General features: G+C 43.1%; 14 protein-coding genes. 11 read left to right on the top strand and 3 right to left on the bottom strand.

Annotated features, from left to right (window positions below):
• Positions 1–73: 73 nt before the first annotated feature.
• From polX to AHMF7605_RS14325, 3 genes are all read left to right on the top strand, one after another.
• Positions 74–1,789, top strand: a complete 1,716-nt coding sequence (gene polX, locus AHMF7605_RS14335) for a DNA polymerase/3'-5' exonuclease PolX (RefSeq protein WP_106930405.1) — start codon at positions 74–76, stop codon at positions 1,787–1,789.
• Positions 1,786–2,772 (top strand): glycosyltransferase family 9 protein, encoded by a 987-nt coding sequence (locus tag AHMF7605_RS14330; protein ID WP_106930403.1) that lies wholly within the window; start codon positions 1,786–1,788, stop codon positions 2,770–2,772. The genes polX and AHMF7605_RS14330 overlap by 4 nt, the downstream gene beginning before the upstream one ends.
• Positions 2,773–3,173: 401 nt before the next feature.
• Positions 3,174–4,076 (top strand): manganese catalase family protein, encoded by a 903-nt coding sequence (locus AHMF7605_RS14325; protein WP_106930401.1) that lies wholly within the window; start codon positions 3,174–3,176, stop codon positions 4,074–4,076.
• Between the two features lie 888 nt (positions 4,077–4,964).
• Here the strand turns inward: AHMF7605_RS14325 and AHMF7605_RS14320 are convergent.
• From AHMF7605_RS14320 to AHMF7605_RS14310, 3 genes are all read right to left on the bottom strand, one after another.
• Positions 4,965–5,864 carry an aldo/keto reductase gene (locus tag AHMF7605_RS14320; RefSeq protein ID WP_106930399.1) on the bottom strand — a complete coding sequence of 300 codons (900 nt, stop codon included), beginning with the start codon at positions 5,862–5,864 and terminating at the stop codon, positions 4,965–4,967.
• Positions 5,865–5,888: 24 nt separating this feature from the next.
• Positions 5,889–7,145, bottom strand: coding sequence for a multidrug effflux MFS transporter (locus AHMF7605_RS14315; RefSeq protein ID WP_106930398.1), 1,257 nt, complete (start codon positions 7,143–7,145; stop codon positions 5,889–5,891).
• A gap of 484 nt (positions 7,146–7,629) precedes the next feature.
• On the bottom strand, positions 7,630–8,256 hold the full coding sequence (locus AHMF7605_RS14310; RefSeq protein ID WP_106930396.1) for a hypothetical protein: 627 nt from the start codon (positions 8,254–8,256) through the stop codon (positions 7,630–7,632).
• Between the two features lie 618 nt (positions 8,257–8,874).
• Here AHMF7605_RS14310 and AHMF7605_RS14305 point away from each other — a divergent pair.
• From AHMF7605_RS14305 to pgl, 8 genes are all read left to right on the top strand, one after another.
• A complete protein-coding gene (locus AHMF7605_RS14305) occupies positions 8,875–9,651 on the top strand; it encodes an SDR family NAD(P)-dependent oxidoreductase (protein ID WP_106930394.1) in 777 nt (258 codons plus the stop codon).
• 217 nt (positions 9,652–9,868) lie between these two features.
• Positions 9,869–11,890, top strand: a complete 2,022-nt coding sequence (gene tkt, locus AHMF7605_RS14300) for a transketolase (protein WP_106930392.1) — start codon at positions 9,869–9,871, stop codon at positions 11,888–11,890.
• Between the two features lie 7 nt (positions 11,891–11,897).
• Complete coding sequence (locus AHMF7605_RS14295; RefSeq protein ID WP_106930390.1) at positions 11,898–12,353, top strand: RpiB/LacA/LacB family sugar-phosphate isomerase; 456 nt, start codon at positions 11,898–11,900, stop codon at positions 12,351–12,353.
• On the top strand, positions 12,350–13,480 hold the full coding sequence (tal, locus tag AHMF7605_RS14290) for a transaldolase (protein ID WP_106930388.1): 1,131 nt from the start codon (positions 12,350–12,352) through the stop codon (positions 13,478–13,480). Before AHMF7605_RS14295 ends, tal begins: the two co-directional genes overlap by 4 nt.
• Positions 13,480–14,097, top strand: a complete 618-nt coding sequence (locus tag AHMF7605_RS14285) for an HAD-IA family hydrolase (protein WP_106930386.1) — start codon at positions 13,480–13,482, stop codon at positions 14,095–14,097. Before tal ends, AHMF7605_RS14285 begins: the two co-directional genes overlap by 1 nt.
• Before the next feature lie 48 nt (positions 14,098–14,145).
• Entirely contained in the window at positions 14,146–15,564 is a 1,419-nt protein-coding gene (gene gndA / locus AHMF7605_RS14280) for an NADP-dependent phosphogluconate dehydrogenase (RefSeq protein WP_106930384.1), read from the top strand.
• 232 nt (positions 15,565–15,796) lie between these two features.
• Positions 15,797–17,338: a glucose-6-phosphate dehydrogenase gene (zwf, locus tag AHMF7605_RS14275; protein ID WP_106930382.1), complete on the top strand. Its 1,542-nt coding sequence runs from the start codon at positions 15,797–15,799 to the stop codon at positions 17,336–17,338.
• Positions 17,335–18,063 (top strand): 6-phosphogluconolactonase, encoded by a 729-nt coding sequence (gene pgl / locus AHMF7605_RS14270; RefSeq protein ID WP_106930380.1) that lies wholly within the window; start codon positions 17,335–17,337, stop codon positions 18,061–18,063. The genes zwf and pgl overlap by 4 nt, the downstream gene beginning before the upstream one ends.
• Positions 18,064–18,138: the final 75 nt, after the last annotated feature.

The raw sequence follows: 18,138 nt of genomic DNA, 5'->3' as shown, positions 1-18,138 counted from the left end.
AGGCGCGAAGTTTATAGATTTACCAGCAATTGCAGCTAACAGAAATGTGTATCTTTGTGAAAATTTAGGCGCCTTGAAAAATAAAGAAATTATCCGGAGTTTCCGTTTAGCGGTATCGTTATTGGAACTGCACGACGAAAATCCTTTTAAGATACGTACGTATAGCAATGCCGTCGCGAACCTGGAGCGGGTTGATGTTCCCTTGGAAAGCTTACAAATAAGCGATTTGGAACATTTGGAAGGCATTGGAAAATCGATTGCAAGTAAAATTTTTGAACTGAATCAAACCGGTAGCTTTCCGGAATTGGATGCCTTATTAGCGGCCACTCCGCCGGGCGTAGTAGACATGCTGCGAATAAAAGGGATCGGGCCGAAGAAAATCCGGGTTATCTGGAAAGAATTAGGCGTAGAAACCGCTGAGGATTTATTGCAGGCCTGCGAAAATAACCAAATAGCCGCTTTAAAAGGCTTCGGATCTAAAACGCAGGAAACAATCAAAAACGGATTGCTTTATTCGGAGTCCAGTAAAGGCAAAGTACATTACGCTACTGTTGAAAAATATAGTAATGAGCTAGTTTCTTTTTTGCAAACCAACCTGCAAACTAACTTAGTGGCTGTGGCGGGAGAAGTACGTCGACGTCTGGAAATAATTGAAACTATGTTGTTTATCGCCGCCCCACCAGATCCTTTACAAGTGCCGGTTTTACTGCAGCAACGGCCGGAGTTGCAATTCGACGAAGTAAAATCCGGGCCTTTTGTATGGCGCGGCCAGGAAACACAAACCGGCGTACGGGTGGAAGTAAAAATTGTAGCGGCAGATTCTTTTTACAATGCTTTGTTCCAGTACACGGGGGCTGCCGCGCACTTAAATTCTTTGTACAACGATACCGATTGCTTATTGCAATTAGTAAATCAACAAAAATTTGCTTCCGAAGAAGAAATTTATCAGCAAGCAGGTTTACCATATATCCAACCGGAATTACGCGAAGGCCGTCAGGAAATTGCCTGGGCCCGCGAGAACCAATTGCCGGATTTAATTACTGACGAAGACTTGCAGGGTATTTTGCATAATCATACTACTTACTCCGATGGGGCTCATACTTTAGCCACCATGGCTACTTATTGCCGCGACCAAGGGTATCATTATTTAGGTATTTGCGATCATTCTAAAGCCGCGTTTTATGCCAATGGTTTGGTGGAGCACCGGGTAAAGGAGCAACACCGCGAAATAGATGAGTTAAACCAAAAAATGAGCCCGTTTAGAATATTCAAAGGCATAGAAGCGGATATTCTGGCAGATGGGTCGCTGGACTATAACGATGACGTGCTGCGTACTTTTGATTTTGTGGTAGCTTCCATCCATAGTAATTTAAAAATGGAAGAGAAAAAAGCTACCGAGCGCTTACTGGGAGCCATTCAAAATCCGTTTACCACTATTTTAGGTCATCCAACGGGCCGGTTATTGCTGCAGCGCGAAGGGTATCCCATTGATTATAAAACCGTTATTGATGCTTGTGCCTTTTATAAGGTTATTGTTGAAATTAATGCTAATCCCTGGCGGTTAGATTTAGATTGGCGTTGGGTTGATTATGCTTTGTCGCAAGGCGTGTTGCTGAGTATTAATCCGGATGCCCATAGTACTGGCGGTTACCACGATATGCATTACGGGGTGCAGGTAGCGCGTAAAGGCGGCTTAACCAAAGAAATGACATTTAATGCCTGGCCGTTGGAAAAGGTAACCAACTATTTCGAAGAACGCCGGATAAAAGCGCTTGCCGAGGTTAAATGACTAAAATATTAGTACTGCGCTTTTCTTCCATTGGCGATATTGTGCTTACTACTCCCGTAGTGCGGGCATTGAAGCAGCAATTACCGGAGGCTCGTATTCATTACGCGACTAAATGGAGTTTCCGCTCTATTGTAGCGCATAATCCGTACCTCGATCAGATCCATTATCTGCGCGAAAGTCTACGTGATTTAATTACTGAATTGCAAGCCGAAAAATTTAATTACGTGGTTGATTTGCACCATAGTCTCCGGACAAGCGTCATTAAATTTAAATTAGGAGTACCCGGTAAAAGCTTCGATAAACTTAATTTCCGGAAATGGTTACTGGTCCGGTTGAAGGTAAACAAATTGCCGGATGTGCATATTGTAGACCGCTACCTAGCGGCTGCTTCTGAGTTAGGAATAAAAAACGATGGCCAAGGTTTGGATTATTTTATTCCGGCTGTCGACGAAGTAAAGCTTACAGACTTACCTCTTACGCACCAAAATGGGTATTATGCATTTGCCATTGGAGCGCAACACGCTACTAAACGACTGCCTACCGAACGAATCATTGAGGTTTGTACTAAAATAAATGCTCCGGCTGTTTTACTGGGCGGCAAAGAAGATACCGCTACGGCTGAAGAAATTACTAAATTCTTTCAAAATCGAGCAACCAGCAACCAACAACCAACAACCATCTACAACGCCTGCGGGAAATATAACTTAAATCAATCGGCTTCGCTGGTAAAACAAGCTATCGCCGTTTTCAGCCACGACACCGGCTTGATGCACATTGCGGCCGCTTTTAAGAAAAAGATTTATTCGATTTGGGGCAACACCGTGCCGGAGTTCGGCATGTACCCGTACAAAACCGAATTTTTAATTTTCGAGCGACCAAATTTATATTGTCGGCCTTGCTCTAAAATTGGCTACAGCAAATGTCCACAAGGCCATTTTAAATGCATGCGCGAAATAAACTTCGATTTTGTGCTAAACCACTAATAGCCGCTTTTAAGTAGGTTATAAGCTATTCTGATAAAAGTTAATCCAGTGCCATACTCCGTAAATACTTTACCTAAATTAATTCTGTCAAATTTTTACCCGCCTGCTGTAAGAAAGTATCGTTCCGACGCTAATAAGGTAAGTGTGATTGTTGAAACAGCGCGTTTATAGCGCAGTTTAGCACTGCAAATGGGAGTGTTAACTTATAAAAATAAATGCTGTTTTCTCCGCTCTTAATAAATGCTTTCTCCGCGGTTAACTAAGCAGATTTACCTTCTGCCAACCTTTGTTCCCGAATAATTTATTCTAGAAATAACTACTTATTTACAAACCTTGCTCCGGTTCAAACGTTTAGCAAAGCATTATTCTGTTCTTATTTTTAACCTATTAACTAATAAACTATGATTTTAAAAATGGATCGGCTGCCGATAGAGCTGCCTACCCCTAATAACCCGTCGCCGAACGATGCGGCGGCGGTTCAAGAGTTATTAGGTGGTAAATTCGGGGAAATGTCTACCCTGATGAACTACACTTATCAGTCGTTTAATTTTCGGGGCCGGAAGCGTCTACGCCCTTTTTATGATCTGATTTGCAGTATTGCCGGCGAAGAATATGGTCATATAGAAGCGGTTAGTTACGCCATTAACTTATTATTAACCGGTACTACTAAAAGGGGTTTTGATCCGGAGCCAGGCCCACTTAAAAATGCAACCGATGCCCGTAATACCTACCATTTTATCGCCAGCAACCAATCTGCTTTGCCCGTAGACTCTATGGGTAATTTCTGGACCGGCCAGAATGTGTTCAGCAGTGGTAATTTAAGATTAGATTTGCTGCACAACTTTTTCCTGGAGTGCGGTGCCCGGGCTAATAAAATGCGGGTTTACGAAATGGTAACCGATCCAACCGCTCGCGAAATGGTAGGTTATTTACTGGTTCGCGGTGGATTACACGTAGTAGCCTACGCGAGGGCGTTAGAGCACTTAACTGGTTCTGATGTAACAAAATTAATTCCGGTGCCTGAATTGAGCAATAAAGCTTTCCCGGAAACGCGTAAATATGAAGCAAATGGAGTGCATCGTATTCTTTACACCTTCAGTCCAGATGATTATCAGAAAGCCGGTTTAGTATTTAACGGTCCTCATCCGGAAGATGGTCAACCATTGGAGGTACGTTTTGGTGCTCCGGAAGGCGCTCCAGCGCCTGACTTAGATGAGGAACCACAATTGAATTCCCCGGGCGCCGATGATTTTGATCCGGAGATGTTTAAAGATATTGCGAAGAAAATGGGTATTAAATATTAAAATTTAATTTTAACCATATTATTGGTTTAACCTTTTTAAAGTTACCATCTGTCACGGGTAGTAACTTTTTTATTTATTCTGGTTTTGATGTTAGTAGTTGATCTAAAAGCTTATTAAAAGAATTACTGGCTAACACAGGCAAAGTGAGTTTGCGCGCCTAAGCAAAACGTTAGGTAAGAATAAGGTGTAAATTGTTTTGGTTAGCCTTTAAAACGACCATGACCGGAAGCGAAGGTCCGGTCATGGTTATGCTAAAGTCGTAAGAAGGTTTTGATAATCTTTAGGGAGGAATAAATAAAATTTGTACAGGTTCCATTCGCTAGTTTGAAATTATAAATGGGTTTGTGATAAATAAGTAAGTAGCATGAGTATTTAAATAGTTTTACTAATTCTGCTAGTAAGACTATCCTGTAAGTAATAAAATATTATACGATTATAAATTCATAAAACTTAATATACAAATATTTATACCTTTTACTTGCAAAATAATTTACAGCTTCAGTAACCACCGGAAAGGGAATGAAGGTAAAGTGCAACTTGTAACGGAATTGCTAAGTTAAGTTATGACAAATAAAAGCTTTTTTAAATATTGTAGAGCGTTTTTTTTCTAGATCCGTTGCAAAAATTAGGATTAAAACTAAAATTGTTATAAACCTCTCTGATTTAAATTTCTCATTCTGGTTTCTATTAACCTTTCGCTTTTAAGTGCTGGTTTTAAAAGATTACCTCAAGAATTTTATCAAAAGTTTAGCAAAACCAATATATTTAGCTAGGTGCTATAGCTACTATAGAAGAGGAATTTTATAATATTAAAAAGTAGTGGATTGAGTAATGAAGGTCAGGTTATCTTTTGCTTCCATTCCAAAATATAAGTTCTTGCCGCATGGTTTAGCGGTGCTGTTCGTAAAGAAGCGGCCGGATAGATTCCTGTAAAAAGTGAATATTATTTTCTGATAATGCTTCGGCATTCGGGATGTGCAAGGCTTCCTGCAATTGAGGTAGTGTTCGAATACCTAAAACAGCAGATACTACCGCAGGAGGATGCAACACATATTGTACCGCCATAGTAGCAGGTGAAAGATTCTCCTTAACCAGATTTTGTATTGCTTGCGCTGCTTTTTCTACTTCTTTTTCTGAATAGTTAAGGTAAACTTTGGGCGGCTTACCCGTTAATAATCCCTGGGCCAGACTGCCCCGGGCAAGAACTCCAATTTGGCTTTCTTTTAATAAATCTAGTACCGTTTCTTCCGGGCGACGGTCCAGCAAGCTATACTGCATCATCACACTTACTATATTCGACCGTTTAACGTATTCCCGGATAACATTTGGCCGGATTGAAGAAATACCGTAATACCGGATTTTACCTTGCTGTTGGAGTCTTTCAAATGCTTCAATGGTTTCGTCAATGGGGTCGTCGAGGGTGCCGCCGTGTAACTGGTATAAATCAATGTAATCGGTTTGCAGACGTTGCAGGCTGCTTTCTACGGCTTTTAAAATATAATCTTTACGCGGATTCCAATCCCAACCACTGCCATCGGAGCGCCATTGGTTCCCTACTTTGGTAGCAATAATTACTTGTTGACGGTTCTCCCGAAAGGCTTGTCCCACTAATTTTTCATTTTCTCCTTTATCGTACAAGTCAGCTGTGTCAAAATAAGTAATTCCATTGGTAAAGGCCTGATTTAAAAGCTGAATGCTCTCTGCTGGGTTAGCCGCCGGTAACGACATGCAGCCGAAACTTACGGTACTTACTTGTAGATCTGATTTACCTAATACTTTATAGTGCATATTCTTGACGAATTATAGCTGAAACTATTTCTTAAGAGGTACAGGTTGCGTGGTTTCTTGTAACTCTGATTCATCCGGATCGGGTAAGGGTGGCTCCAGGATAATTTGTTTTTTACCGATAAATAAAATAATGGCTGCTATAAAGGCGCACAAGGCCATTACACCTACCATAGGTAAAACGGTTTGGTTATGCAGCACACTTACCGCCGCCGAAGCCACCGCTCCAATTCCCATTCGGAAACAGCCTAACAAGGCCGAGGCACTACCTGCCTGTCGGGCAAAAGGAGCCAGCGACAGAGCCGATGAATTAGGTACATTTAAACCCTGACCAGCCAGGAACAAAAAAATTAAAATAATTAGGCTAAATTTGTCGTACCAGCCCAAAACGGTTCCAACTACCAATAAGATACCAATGCAGGTTTGCCAAAACAAAGCAAAAGAGAGGAGTTGTTCACTGGAAAACCGTTTCAATAAAGGAGTATTCAGTTGGGTAGAACCAATCATGGCCGCGGCTAAAAAGGCAAAGATCCATCCGTACTCTTGCTCACTTACTTTGTAAATATTCATAAATACATCCGGCGAACCCGATATATAAGCAAACGGAGCGGCTGCTCCAACTCCTCCCGCCAGCAAATAAGTAAGAAACTGCGGATTTCTTAAAACCGAATAAAAGTTACTTAATACCGGCCCCGGTAATAAGGAAAAGGAAATGTCCGGTGGCCGGCCAGCTGGTAAAAAAAAGTAAATACCCAAAACTACCAAGCCCACGATTATGGCTAATACCAAAAAAATAAACTGCCAGCCAAACGCAGCCGTAACATAGCCTCCCACAGTAGGAGCAATCATAGGAGATACACTGATTACCAGCGTTTGCAGCGATAGTACTTTGGCAATTTCACCTACCGGAAATAAATCTCGTACCAAAGCCAACGCCGCTACCATGCCCGCGCAGCCTCCAATTGCCTGAATAAACCGCATCATTATTAAATTATTGGCCGAGTGAGTAAAGGCACAACCAATAGACGCGAGCACGTAAACGGTTAAACCTATATAAAGTGGCTTTTTGCGACCAAATCTATCTAATAAAGGGCCATATAGTAACTGACCAATGGCAATACCAATCAAATAACTGGTTAAGGATAATTGAATCTGGTCGATAGTAGTGTTTAAATCCCGCGCAATGGCCGGAAAACCCGGTAAATACATATCAATCGAAAAAGGACTGATAGTAGCGAGGGTTCCTAAAATAAGAATAATGCTGATGCGCTGTTTTCGGGTCATGGTAAGTAAAACGTGCCGGTAAATACATAACCCATCAAAACAAGTAATTCTTAATTTGCTCTAAATACTAGTTATGCAGGATGGCGTAAAAGTAAAATTATACTCATTACCGAAAGGATAAGTTGAAGCGGATACAAAAACTTTCTTAAATCTTCTTAAATATTTTCATTCAGGTATTTATTTTAAGTATCCTTAATAGTTCCAGAACACTTATTGAAAGCGGCGAAGCAAGATAAGTGGTTTTAACTTTAACTAAGGGGGAATTGCTGCCTGTTACTATTGCTTGTAATAAAGAAGAATTATAGAGGTACGCTTTAATATGAGATTCTAACTTAAAGAGGACAGGTTAAGTTAAAAACAAATCGGATTTATGTATTGTTACTTTCAAGTTCCTGAAGCGAAAACCATAAAATTTATGAAACAAAAAGAGGAAACCTTTAAGGTTTCCTCTTTTTGTTTCTATCAGAATAGAATTACTTAATTATTATAAATCAGAAAGAAAGGATTTGCGTTTGGTTAGAATCCCGAAGACCAAGGATGCTTTTTCTTTATATTGCTTAATGGAAGCGCTAATTTGAGCCGCCGCTGCCCAGTTGTAACTAACTTGCTCGGCAACTACTTCTTTAACTTGTATTTTAACCGAAGAATCAGCCGTTTGAGAAGCGGAATTGCTTAACCAATCCGAGGCACCTTCGGGAGTAGTACAGATTTCTAATTTAACGTTTTTGTTAGTGACCACTTTGCTTTTTAAATAATCTGTAATCTGGTCAATTATCATCATTTCGGGAAGCGCGTATTTAGCTAAATGCACAAACCGGGTAATACCAGCTTCCAGAATTTGCGGGCAAAACTCTTTCGTTAAACATCTTTGTAAATTTATATCGGTATAATTTACATTCCGGATGTCGTGCAAGAAGTAAAGCAGGTTATTTTCTTTTATTATCTCACTAACTAAATTGGCACATTCAGTTAATTCGGCAGGGGCCGGTGATTTTACCCAACTTAGTTGAATGAGCGATTCTTCGGCTTTAACTAACAGGATAGCATTAGCTGAAATCGAGGAATGATTAAGATTAGATACTTCTTGAACGGCGCTGTAGTTGGTGGTCATTGGTGTTGTTGGTTTTTAGCAGTTAATAAGATTGATTAATGTTTTGTGTTGCTCTTGCATTACGGAAGTAAATATATAGTGATTTTATGATTTTAACATTTCTAAGAGCACGCGAATATTGAATATTGATGTTTCTCTATGTAAAGTACCATAGTTTTCTTGTTTAAGGTCACATTTAAGGCTAAGATCAACTCTCAAAATAAAATATTAGACGAACTTTATTATTCAGGTAAATAAGTTTAAAATTTTGGATGTGGTTAATCTTATAAAAATCACTTTTGTTTTTTCGCCAAGCACCTATTAGAATAACATCTGCGAGGAAAGAATATTGTGGGCAGGGTCACTGAATTATACAAGTTTTAATCTGGGTTAAAGCACCTAAGAAGTATTCTTTAAAATCATTGGTAGCGCACTACGGTAATTTGGTTTTATGCCGGAGAAATACGTATTTCCGGCCGGGAAAACTTTAGTACTAGCAGAAGGCAAAACGAGAGCCGAAGATGATTTCTGTAAATTGAATTCCCTGCCCCAATTTTAACTAACTGAGACTAAGTTGCCGGAAAAAGAAATTCTATAAAACGGGATACCTTTATCAACAAGTGGATTATTCCTTCTAATATGCTCGAAAACAAAAATGCAAAGCAGCAAGTAGCAATTGTAACCGGGGCGGGCCAAGGCATTGGTTTTGCTATTTGCCGGGAGTTGGCCCGACAAGGGGTGGCGGTTGTACTGAATGATGCCGATGCGGCCTTAACCGAACAGGCTACCCGTCAATTAAATACTGAGTTTAAAGATTGTTGTTTAGGGGTACCTGGTAACGCAGCCGATGTTTTTTTTATAAGAGAATTAATTCAAAAAGCCGTAGACCATTTTGGTAGGGTTACTATTGCTATTGCCAATGCCGGTATTACGCTTTTTGGTGATTTTTTGACCTATACTCCGGAAGCCTTGCAGCGGGTGATGGATTTAAATTTACGCGGATCTTTCTTTTTAGCCCAAGCCGCCGCTCAGCAGATGATGAAACAGCAAACGGGCGGTAGTATTTTATTTATGTCGTCGGTTACCGGGCATCAGGCGCATAAGAATCTGGCAGCGTATGGCATGACCAAGGCTGCTTTGGAAATGCTGGCCAAGAATCTGGTGGTGGAATTATCGGCTTATGGTATTACCGTTAATGCCGTGGCACCGGGCGCCACCCTCACCGAGAGAACCGCCGAAGACCCGGAATACGAAAAGACCTGGTCGATTATTACTCCTATAGGCCGACCAGCTACCCCGACTGATATTGCCCACGCTACCGTTTTTCTGGTATCGGAAAAGGCCCGCCATATTACCGGCCAAACCTTAATTATTGATGGCGGCTGGACTTCGGTAAGTCCATCGCCTTATGCGTAACAATTTTTAATCAATTAACTATTTCAGGAACAGAACTGCTGATTTATTCAATAGAAGTTTTAAGTTTACAACCATTTTACTGCTAACCGGTAAGAAAATAGAATACGGGTACGTGTTAAAACTTACTTAAACATGTAATTACGGGTTAACAGCAATTTAATTTGATTTTTCATCCTAAAGTTACCGCTTCGCGTTAAAACTTATTTTCCTATTCAATATGGCTGAACAAAATTCCACCGAAACAATAACCCAGCTCGATGAGCTTAGCATTAACACCATCCGTTTTCTTTCTGCCGATATGGTACAGAAAGCTAACTCGGGACACCCTGGTTTACCTTTAGGAGCCGCACCAATGGCCTATGTACTCTGGTCGCGTTTTCTCCGGTTTAATCCGCAAGATCCGCACTGGCAGAATCGCGATCGTTTTATTCTTTCGGCCGGACACGGTTCCGCCTTGTTGTATAGTTTATTGCATTTATATGGGTATGATTTACCTTTAGAAGAAATTAAAAACTTCCGGCAAATTGGCTCTAAAACCCCGGGGCACCCCGAATCTTTCCTGACTCCTGGAATAGAAGTAACTACCGGACCATTAGGCCAAGGATTTGGTAATGGTGTTGGAGTAGCCATGGCCGAAGTTTTTTTAGCCACTAAATACAACCGCCCCGATTTTAACCTGATAGACCATTACACTTATTGTATTGTGAGCGACGGCGATCTAATGGAAGGGGTAGCTGCCGAAGCAGCCTCGTTGGCCGGTCACTTGAAATTAGGTAAGCTTATTTATCTGTACGACGATAACGATATTTCTCTGGATGGACCAACCAGTCTGGCCTTTACCGAAAATGTTTTGGCTCGCTTTGAAGCGTATGGCTGGCACGTGCAGCAAGTAAAAGATGGGAATGATGTTGAAGGAATTGATCAGGCCATCCGGGCGGCGCAAGAAGAAACCGAACGCCCTTCCATTATATCTGTTAAAACCATTATTGGCTACGGCAGCCCGCAGCAAGGCACCAGTAAAGTACACGGCAACCCATTAGGCGAGGAAAACCTGAAAAAAGCGAAAGAATTTTTAGGGTTCGATTCGAATCAAAGTTTCTATGTCCCGGACGAAGTAAAAGAACAATTCCAGGAACCAGGCCGCCGCGGCTCCGAATTACAAGCCGAATGGCAGCGCCAATTTGAAGAATACCAAAAGCAATTTACCACCGAAGGGGAACAACTTCGGCTCACGTACGAAGGGGAACTGCCCGCTAACTGGGACGCCAACTTACCCGTTTTTGCCCCCAGCGAAGCATTGGCTACCCGGCAGGCATCCGGTAAAACTTTAGAGGCCTTAAAGCAAACGGTGCCTTGGTTAATTGGGGGCTCTGCGGATTTAGCCAGCTCCAACGAAATGCCTACTAAAGGCGATATTAGCTTCCAGCCGGGTAGTTACGACCACACTAACATCTGGTTTGGCGTGCGGGAACACGGGATGGGCGCTATTTTAAACGGGATGGCTTCACACCGGGGCGTGCGGGCTTACGGCGGAACGTTCCTAACCTTTTCCGATTACATGCGGGGCTCTATCCGGCTAGCTGCTCTCACCGAAGCTCCAGTTACGTATGTTTTCACTCACGATAGTATTGCGGTAGGCGAAGATGGCCCTACGCATCAGCCTATTGAGCACGTAACCGCATTACGCACTATTCCTAATTTAACGGTTATCCGCCCTGGGGATGCTAATGAAACGGTAGAAGCCTGGCGAATTGCCATGAACCGCATGAAAGGTCCGGTAGCTTTAATTCTTACTCGTCAAAAATTACCTACTGTTGATCGTACCAAGTACGCAGCGGCTCGTAATTTAGAGAAAGGAGCTTATATTTTAAGTGATAGCGAAGGAACTCCCGATATTATTTTAATCGGAACCGGTTCTGAAGTGCAATTAGTAATGGGCGCTCAGGCTGAATTGCAAAAAGAAGGCATTAAGGCCCGGGTGGTAAGTATGCCTTCCTGGGAATTATTCGAAAAACAAGATCAAGCGTACCGCGATGAAGTGCTGCCACCATCCGTAAAGAAAAGAGTAGCTGTTGAGGCGGGTATTACCTTGGCTTGGTATAAATACGTTACCTCCGATGGAGCAGTAGTGGGTATCGACCGTTACGGCGAATCTGGTCCCGGTGACAAAGTATTAGCCGCTTTTGGCTTTACCGTAGAAAATGTTTGTGAAAAAGCCCGGGCGGTTTTAAATAAGTAATACAATAATGAAAATAGGGCTTGCTGCCGATCACGCTGGTTTCGAACAAAAGCAATATTTAATAAAGCAGTTGCGCGACGCCGGCTACGAGGTTACCGATTACGGGGCACACCAGTACGATGCCCAGGACGATTACCCGGATATAATTATTCCCTTGGCCCAAGCAGTTGCCAACAAGGAAGTAGAACGGGGCATTGCTGTTTGCGGAAGTGGAGTAGGCGTGTCGGTGGCAGCTAATAAATTTCCGGGAGTACGGGCCGCTTTAATCACGGAGAGCTACTCGGCCCACCAGGGAGTAGAGCACGACGACCTGAATCTGCTCTGTGTGGGCGGTCGGGTAATTGGCCCCATGCTCATCTGGGAAATTGTGCAGTCTTTTTTAAAAGCGCAGTTCTTAAAAGAAGAGCGCTTCCAACGTCGTTTAGATAAAGTAATAGCTTTAGAAAAAAAGAATAAATCATGAAAAGTTCTCTTGCTCAAATAGCATCGTTTGGTCAGAGTATCTGGCTGGACTTTATCCGTCGGAAATTTATCTCTTCCGGCGAATTAAAAAAATTGATCGACGAAGATGATTTGCGGGGCGTTACTTCTAACCCGGCTATTTTTGAAGAAGCTATTGCCCGTAGCGACGATTACTGGGAGGCTATTCAAACCTTGGCGCAATCAGGAAAATCTACCGAAGAAATTTTTTTAGCGGTAGCTATTGAAGATGTGCAAAATGCGGCCGATACCTTTCAAGGAGTTTACGAACAAACCCAAGGCCTGGATGGTTACGTGAGCCTAGAAGTTTCGCCCACTCTGGCGCAGGATACCGCTGGCACCATTAAAGAAGCGCAATCTTCGTGGCAAACCTTAAACCGGCCAAACGTAATGATTAAAGTACCAGGCACTCCCGAAGGGTTACCGGCTATTACCCAGTTAATCAGCGAAGGCATTAATGTTAATGTTACGTTATTATTTAGCCTGGAACGATACCGGCAGGTTGCCGAAGCTTACGTGGCCGGTCTGGAACAGCGGGCGCAAAAAGGTGAACCAATCGATAAGGTAGCCTCAGTTGCGAGTTTCTTCCTCAGCCGGATAGATGCTCTGGTAGATCCTAAACTGGATAAATTAGCTAACGAAAGCATCGATAAAGCTGGAGTTGCCAAGCAGCTGCTCGGAAAAACAGCTATTGCCAGCGCTAAAATGGCTTACCAGATTTACAAAGAAGTATTCCAATCTGACCGGTTTAAAGCTTTAGCCGAAAAAGGAGCCAAACCACAGCGTTTACTCTGGGCTAGCACCAGTACCAAAAATCCGGCTTACCGGGATGTACTTTACGTGGAATCCTTAATTGGACCTGATACGGTAAATACGGTGCCTATGGAAACGCTTAATGCTTTCCGCGACCACGGACAGCCGGCTGCTCGCTTAGAGGAAGGCACCGAAGAAGCCCGGAATACTTTAGCCCAATTAGCGGAAGTAGGAATTGATTTAGCCGCTATAACCCAACAATTAGAAGAAGAAGGTATCCAGAAATTTATTAAACCATTTACTAGTTTGATGCGTGTGTTGGAAGAAAAGCGTAAAGAAGCAGCCACGGTAGAATAATGAGTGCGACTTTTTCTATTAAGGCCCTTTTTTTGGATATAGGTGGGGTATTTTTAACCAATGGCTGGGATCGTGCCGCCCGGAAACGGGCGGCGGAAAAATTTAATTTAGATTACGAACAGCTCAACGAGCGGCACCACCTTACTTTTGATACCTACGAATCGGGTAAGTTAAGCCTGGACGAATACTTGGAACGGATTGTTTTCTACGAAGACCGGCCTTATTCCCGGCAGGAGTTTACGCAATTTATCATGGATCAAACTGGTCCGTTTCCCGATATGATGGCAATGGTTACGGAATTAAAACATCGCTATAAATTAAAATCGATAGCTGTAAACAACGAAGGCCGTGAAATAAACGCTTACCGCATCCAGCAATTCGGGTTAGATAAATTCATCGATACTTTTGTCTCCTCGTGCTTTGTGCACTTCCGGAAACCCGATCATGATATTTTCCGGTTAGCTTTGGATGTCGCCCAGGTAGCTCCGGAACACAGCATTTACATCGACGACCGAGCTATGTTTGTGCGGGAAGCGGGTAGTTTAGGCATGCATTGTATTCATCATACCAGTTATGCTACCACCCGGCAAGCTCTGGCAAACTTTGGTTTAGTTTAATGGTTACTCTTTTACATTTACACCAAAAGCTTCAAACATAAAGCTGTTATGAACGACACACAATACGATTTTGGCATGGTAGGTTTGGGCGTGATGGGCCGCAATTTACTTTTAAATATGGCTGATCATGGTTTTGCCGTTTCCGGCCTGGACTTGGACCCGGTGAAAGCTTTAGCTCTGGAAAACGAAGCCGATAAAGGTAAACCGGTAAAAGGAACTACCATCGCCGAAGAATTTATTCAATCATTGCGGAAGCCCCGGGCCTTAATGTTGCTGGTACCCGCGGGTAAACCGGTAGATGCTGCCATTGCCAGTTTATTACCCTATCTGGAACCCGGTGATATTGTAATCGACGGAGGTAACTCTTACTTCCCGGATACCGACCGGCGGGATGCAGCTTTGGCCGAAAAAGGAATTCATTTTTTTGGGATGGGTATTTCGGGAGGAGAAAAAGGTGCCCGCTTTGGACCGAGTATGATGCCGGGCGGGGATAAACAAGCCTACGAAAGATTACGCCCGATATTTGAAGCCGTAGCCGCTAAAGTAAATGGCGAACCTTGTGTAACTTATTTAGGAAATGGCTCGGCAGGTAATTACGTGAAAATGGTGCACAATGGCATTGAGTACGGCATTATGCAACTCATTGCCGAAACGTATGATTTTCTAAAACGTGGTTTAGGACTGAACGATGATGCTTTGCAACAAGTATTTTCCAGCTGGAATCAAACCGAAGTTCAATCCTTCCTGATTGAAATTACCGGTGAAATTTTGCAAAAAAACGACGAAGCTACCGGCCAACGATTGGTAAATCTTATTTCGGATCGGGCAAGGCAAAAAGGTACCGGAAAATGGACTTCACAGAACGCCATGGACTTGCAGGTTCCGCTTCCTACTGTGGATATGGCCGTAACGATGCGCGATATGTCAGCTTATAAAGACGAAAGAGTACAAGCCGCTCAGCAATTAGGAGGAATAAACGCCGCCTCTCATTCAGAGGCTGACAATTTGCAACTTATTGATCAGCTCCGGCAAGCGTTTTATTTTTCTATGCTTATTACCTATGCGCAAGGTTTGGTGCAGTTACGGATAGCTTCGCAAGTGTATAATTATGGTTTGCAACTGCAGGAAGTAGCTAAAATCTGGCGGGGGGGGTGCATTATCCGGGCGGCTTGTTTAGAAGATATCCGGCAAGCTTTTGCTACCAACCCGGATTTGTCCAATCTGTTGCTCGATCCTAAAATTGGAGAATCTTTGTTACAGCGCCAGGCAGATGTACGAATTATAGTTAAAACCGCCGTAGATAAAGGAATTCCGATGCCCGGTTTGTTAGCATCGTTGAGTTATTTTGATGCTTACCGCAGCGCTACTTTACCTACCAATTTAATTCAGGCGCAGCGGGACTACTTTGGGGCGCATACTTACGAACGTATTGATCAGACAGGCATTTTTCATACGCAGTGGAGTTAATGGGCCTTTAAGAAAAAGGCCATACTTGATGTGCCGTATTTAACATTTCGCGTAGTTTCGGGTTAGTAGTTGTAATAGTTACATCAACAGATTTAAGTTGTGTTGTTTCTCTTATTAATACATCGAAAAAAATAAAAGCGGGATGGAATGTTCCGGGTCTTGATATCAGATAAATTCAAAACCTCCTATACAGCTTCTATCCGGTAATACTACCTTATTAATCATTATCCTTATGATAACAGGCAAAAATACAGCGCCAACCGTGGTGGTTATCTTCGGCGGTACCGGCGATTTAACCAAACGAAAACTGTTACCGGCATTTTACAATTTGTTTCTGGATGGCTGGTTGCCCGATAAATTTGCCATTATTGGCTTAGGACGTACCCCCCTGAACGATAATGACTACCGGACGCGTCTGTACGAAGGCTTAGGTGAGTTTTCGCGCAGCGGTAAACCAACCGAAGAAAAATGGAATACTTTTAACCCGTTTATTTCTTATCTACCCTCTGAAATCAATGATCCGGAAGCTTATAAAAAATTAGCCGATAGAATAGCTGAATTGGATAAAGCCTGGGGTACCCGAGCCAACCGATTGTTCTATCTCTCCATTGCCCCCCAGTTTATCGAAGCAGTTACCGTTAATATCCACGCGGCTAAGTTGGCCAGTGATGCGGCCCGCGATCGCATTATTGTGGAGAAACCATTCGGGAAAGATTTAGCAACGGCCCGTGATTTAAACCAGTTACTCACCCGTACTTTTCAGGAAAGCCAGATTTACCGCATTGATCATTACCTGGGAAAAGAAACGGTGCAAAACATTCTGGCTTTTCGGTTCGCCAATGCCTTGTTCGAACCTCTCTGGAACCGGAATTATATCGATTACGTGCAGGTAACGGTAGCCGAACAAGTTGGGGTAGAAGATCGAGGAGGCTACTACGAAGGATCGGGCGCCTTGCGGGATATGATTCAAAACCACTTGCTCCAGATTATGTGTATGATTGCCATGGAACCGCCCGTTTCGTTCGAAGCCGAAGAAATACGCAACCGCAAGGTAGATGTACTACGGGCTATCCGCCGCCTAACACCTGATCAGGTAAACAAACATGCCGTCCGGGGTCAATACGGGTCCGGCTGGGTGCAGGGTAAAAAAGTGCCGGGTTACCGCGAAGAAACCAGCGTAGATCCGCATTCAAATACTGAAACGTATGCTGCCGTAAAATTTTACCTGGATAATTGGCGTTGGCAAGGAGTACCCTTTTATTTGCGTACCGGTAAGCGTCTGCAGGAAAAAACTTCTTCTATAACCGTGCAGTTCCGGCCCGTGCCGCATTCTACCTTTTCCACGGCTCTCTCCGAAAATTTATTGCCTAACCGGTTAACCATCAATATTCAGCCGCAAATGGATATCCGCCTGCGGTTTACTGCCAAACGACCCGGCTTGGAAATGCAATTGACCCCAGCCGAACTGGTGTTTGATTACGATGATTGTTCTACCCAATCGCCGGAGGCTTATGAAACCTTGTTGCTCGATGCTTTACAAGGCGATGCTACTTTATTTATGCGCTCCGACCAGGTAGAAACCGCCTGGGAAGTAATTACGCCAATTCTGGAAACCTGGGAGTCGCGGCCGTCGCTGGAGTTTCCGAACTATACGGCAGGCATGTGGGGACCCGAAAATGCAGAGGCTTTAATAGCTCGCGAAGGCCATACCTGGGCGGTAAATGTTTCCCGGAACGGGCAATCTAAGGAAGTGAAAGAAAAGGAAAAAGCATGATCCGGGTATTTACAAATTTGGAAGAACTTAGCCAAGCGGCTGCCGAAATTTTCCGGCAAACGGCCCTAGAAGCGGTAAAAGCCAAAAATAAATTTACCGTTGCCTTAACGGGAGGTTCTTCGCCGGAGAAATTATATCGTTTACTAACGCAATCACCTTATCGAGAAGAAATACCCTGGCAGCAAACCTATGTATTCTGGGGCGACGAACGTTGGGTGCCCCTTACCGATGAACGCAGCAATGCTAAAATGGCTTTTGATACTTTGCTGAAGAATGTGCCCATACCTCCTGCTCAAATTTACCCCATGTGGGGCGAAGTAGCTCCCGAACAATATGCGCAACAATACGAAGATCTTTTACGAAATCACTTTCATGAACCAAACGCTGGTTTCGATTTAATTTTGTTAGGAATGGGCGATGATGGTCACACGGCTTCTCTTTTTCCGGGTACAGCTGTTCTGCACGAAAAAGAGCGTTGGGTGCAGGCTTATTATTTAGAGCCGCAACAAATGCACCGTATTACCCTCACGGCTCCTTTTATTAATCAGGCAAACAAAATTGCTTTTTTAACTTACGGCGGAAAGAAAAGTAATGCCTTATACGAAGTTTTAGAAGGAGAACATAATCCGGAAAAATATCCGGCCCAACTTATTCAACCGCAAAAAGGTGAAACTATCTGGATGGTAGACGAAGCAGCAGCAGACCGATTAACTAATAAAAATTAGAATTTTTCTTATTCGTAGAAAACCGCAGTGGCTGTTGCACAACCCCTTGATTGAAGTTAATCGTTGAAGAAGGAT

It is taken from the genome of Adhaeribacter arboris (assembly GCF_003023845.1).
Lineage (GTDB): Bacteria > Bacteroidota > Bacteroidia > Cytophagales > Hymenobacteraceae > Adhaeribacter > Adhaeribacter arboris.
Note: the sequence above shows the minus strand (reverse complement) of the source record. Positions and strands in the feature narration are given on the sequence as shown.

What these genes read in the sequence shown, in the direction of transcription:
- AHMF7605_RS14330 (WP_106930403.1), top strand. Translation starts at nt 1,786, where the DNA reads ATGACTAAAATATTAGTACTGCGCTTTTCTTCCATTGGCGATATTGTG.
- AHMF7605_RS14325 (WP_106930401.1), top strand. Translation starts at nt 3,174, where the DNA reads ATGATTTTAAAAATGGATCGGCTGCCGATAGAGCTGCCTACCCCTAAT.
- AHMF7605_RS14320 (WP_106930399.1), bottom strand. Translation starts at nt 5,864, where the DNA reads ATGCACTATAAAGTATTAGGTAAATCAGATCTACAAGTAAGTACCGTA.
- AHMF7605_RS14315 (WP_106930398.1), bottom strand. Translation starts at nt 7,145, where the DNA reads ATGACCCGAAAACAGCGCATCAGCATTATTCTTATTTTAGGAACCCTC.
- AHMF7605_RS14310 (WP_106930396.1), bottom strand. Translation starts at nt 8,256, where the DNA reads ATGACCACCAACTACAGCGCCGTTCAAGAAGTATCTAATCTTAATCAT.
- AHMF7605_RS14305 (WP_106930394.1), top strand. Translation starts at nt 8,875, where the DNA reads ATGCTCGAAAACAAAAATGCAAAGCAGCAAGTAGCAATTGTAACCGGG.
- tkt (WP_106930392.1), top strand. Translation starts at nt 9,869, where the DNA reads ATGGCTGAACAAAATTCCACCGAAACAATAACCCAGCTCGATGAGCTT.
- AHMF7605_RS14295 (WP_106930390.1), top strand. Translation starts at nt 11,898, where the DNA reads ATGAAAATAGGGCTTGCTGCCGATCACGCTGGTTTCGAACAAAAGCAA.
- tal (WP_106930388.1), top strand. Translation starts at nt 12,350, where the DNA reads ATGAAAAGTTCTCTTGCTCAAATAGCATCGTTTGGTCAGAGTATCTGG.
- AHMF7605_RS14285 (WP_106930386.1), top strand. Translation starts at nt 13,480, where the DNA reads ATGAGTGCGACTTTTTCTATTAAGGCCCTTTTTTTGGATATAGGTGGG.
- gndA (WP_106930384.1), top strand. Translation starts at nt 14,146, where the DNA reads ATGAACGACACACAATACGATTTTGGCATGGTAGGTTTGGGCGTGATG.
- zwf (WP_106930382.1), top strand. Translation starts at nt 15,797, where the DNA reads ATGATAACAGGCAAAAATACAGCGCCAACCGTGGTGGTTATCTTCGGC.
- pgl (WP_106930380.1), top strand. Translation starts at nt 17,335, where the DNA reads ATGATCCGGGTATTTACAAATTTGGAAGAACTTAGCCAAGCGGCTGCC.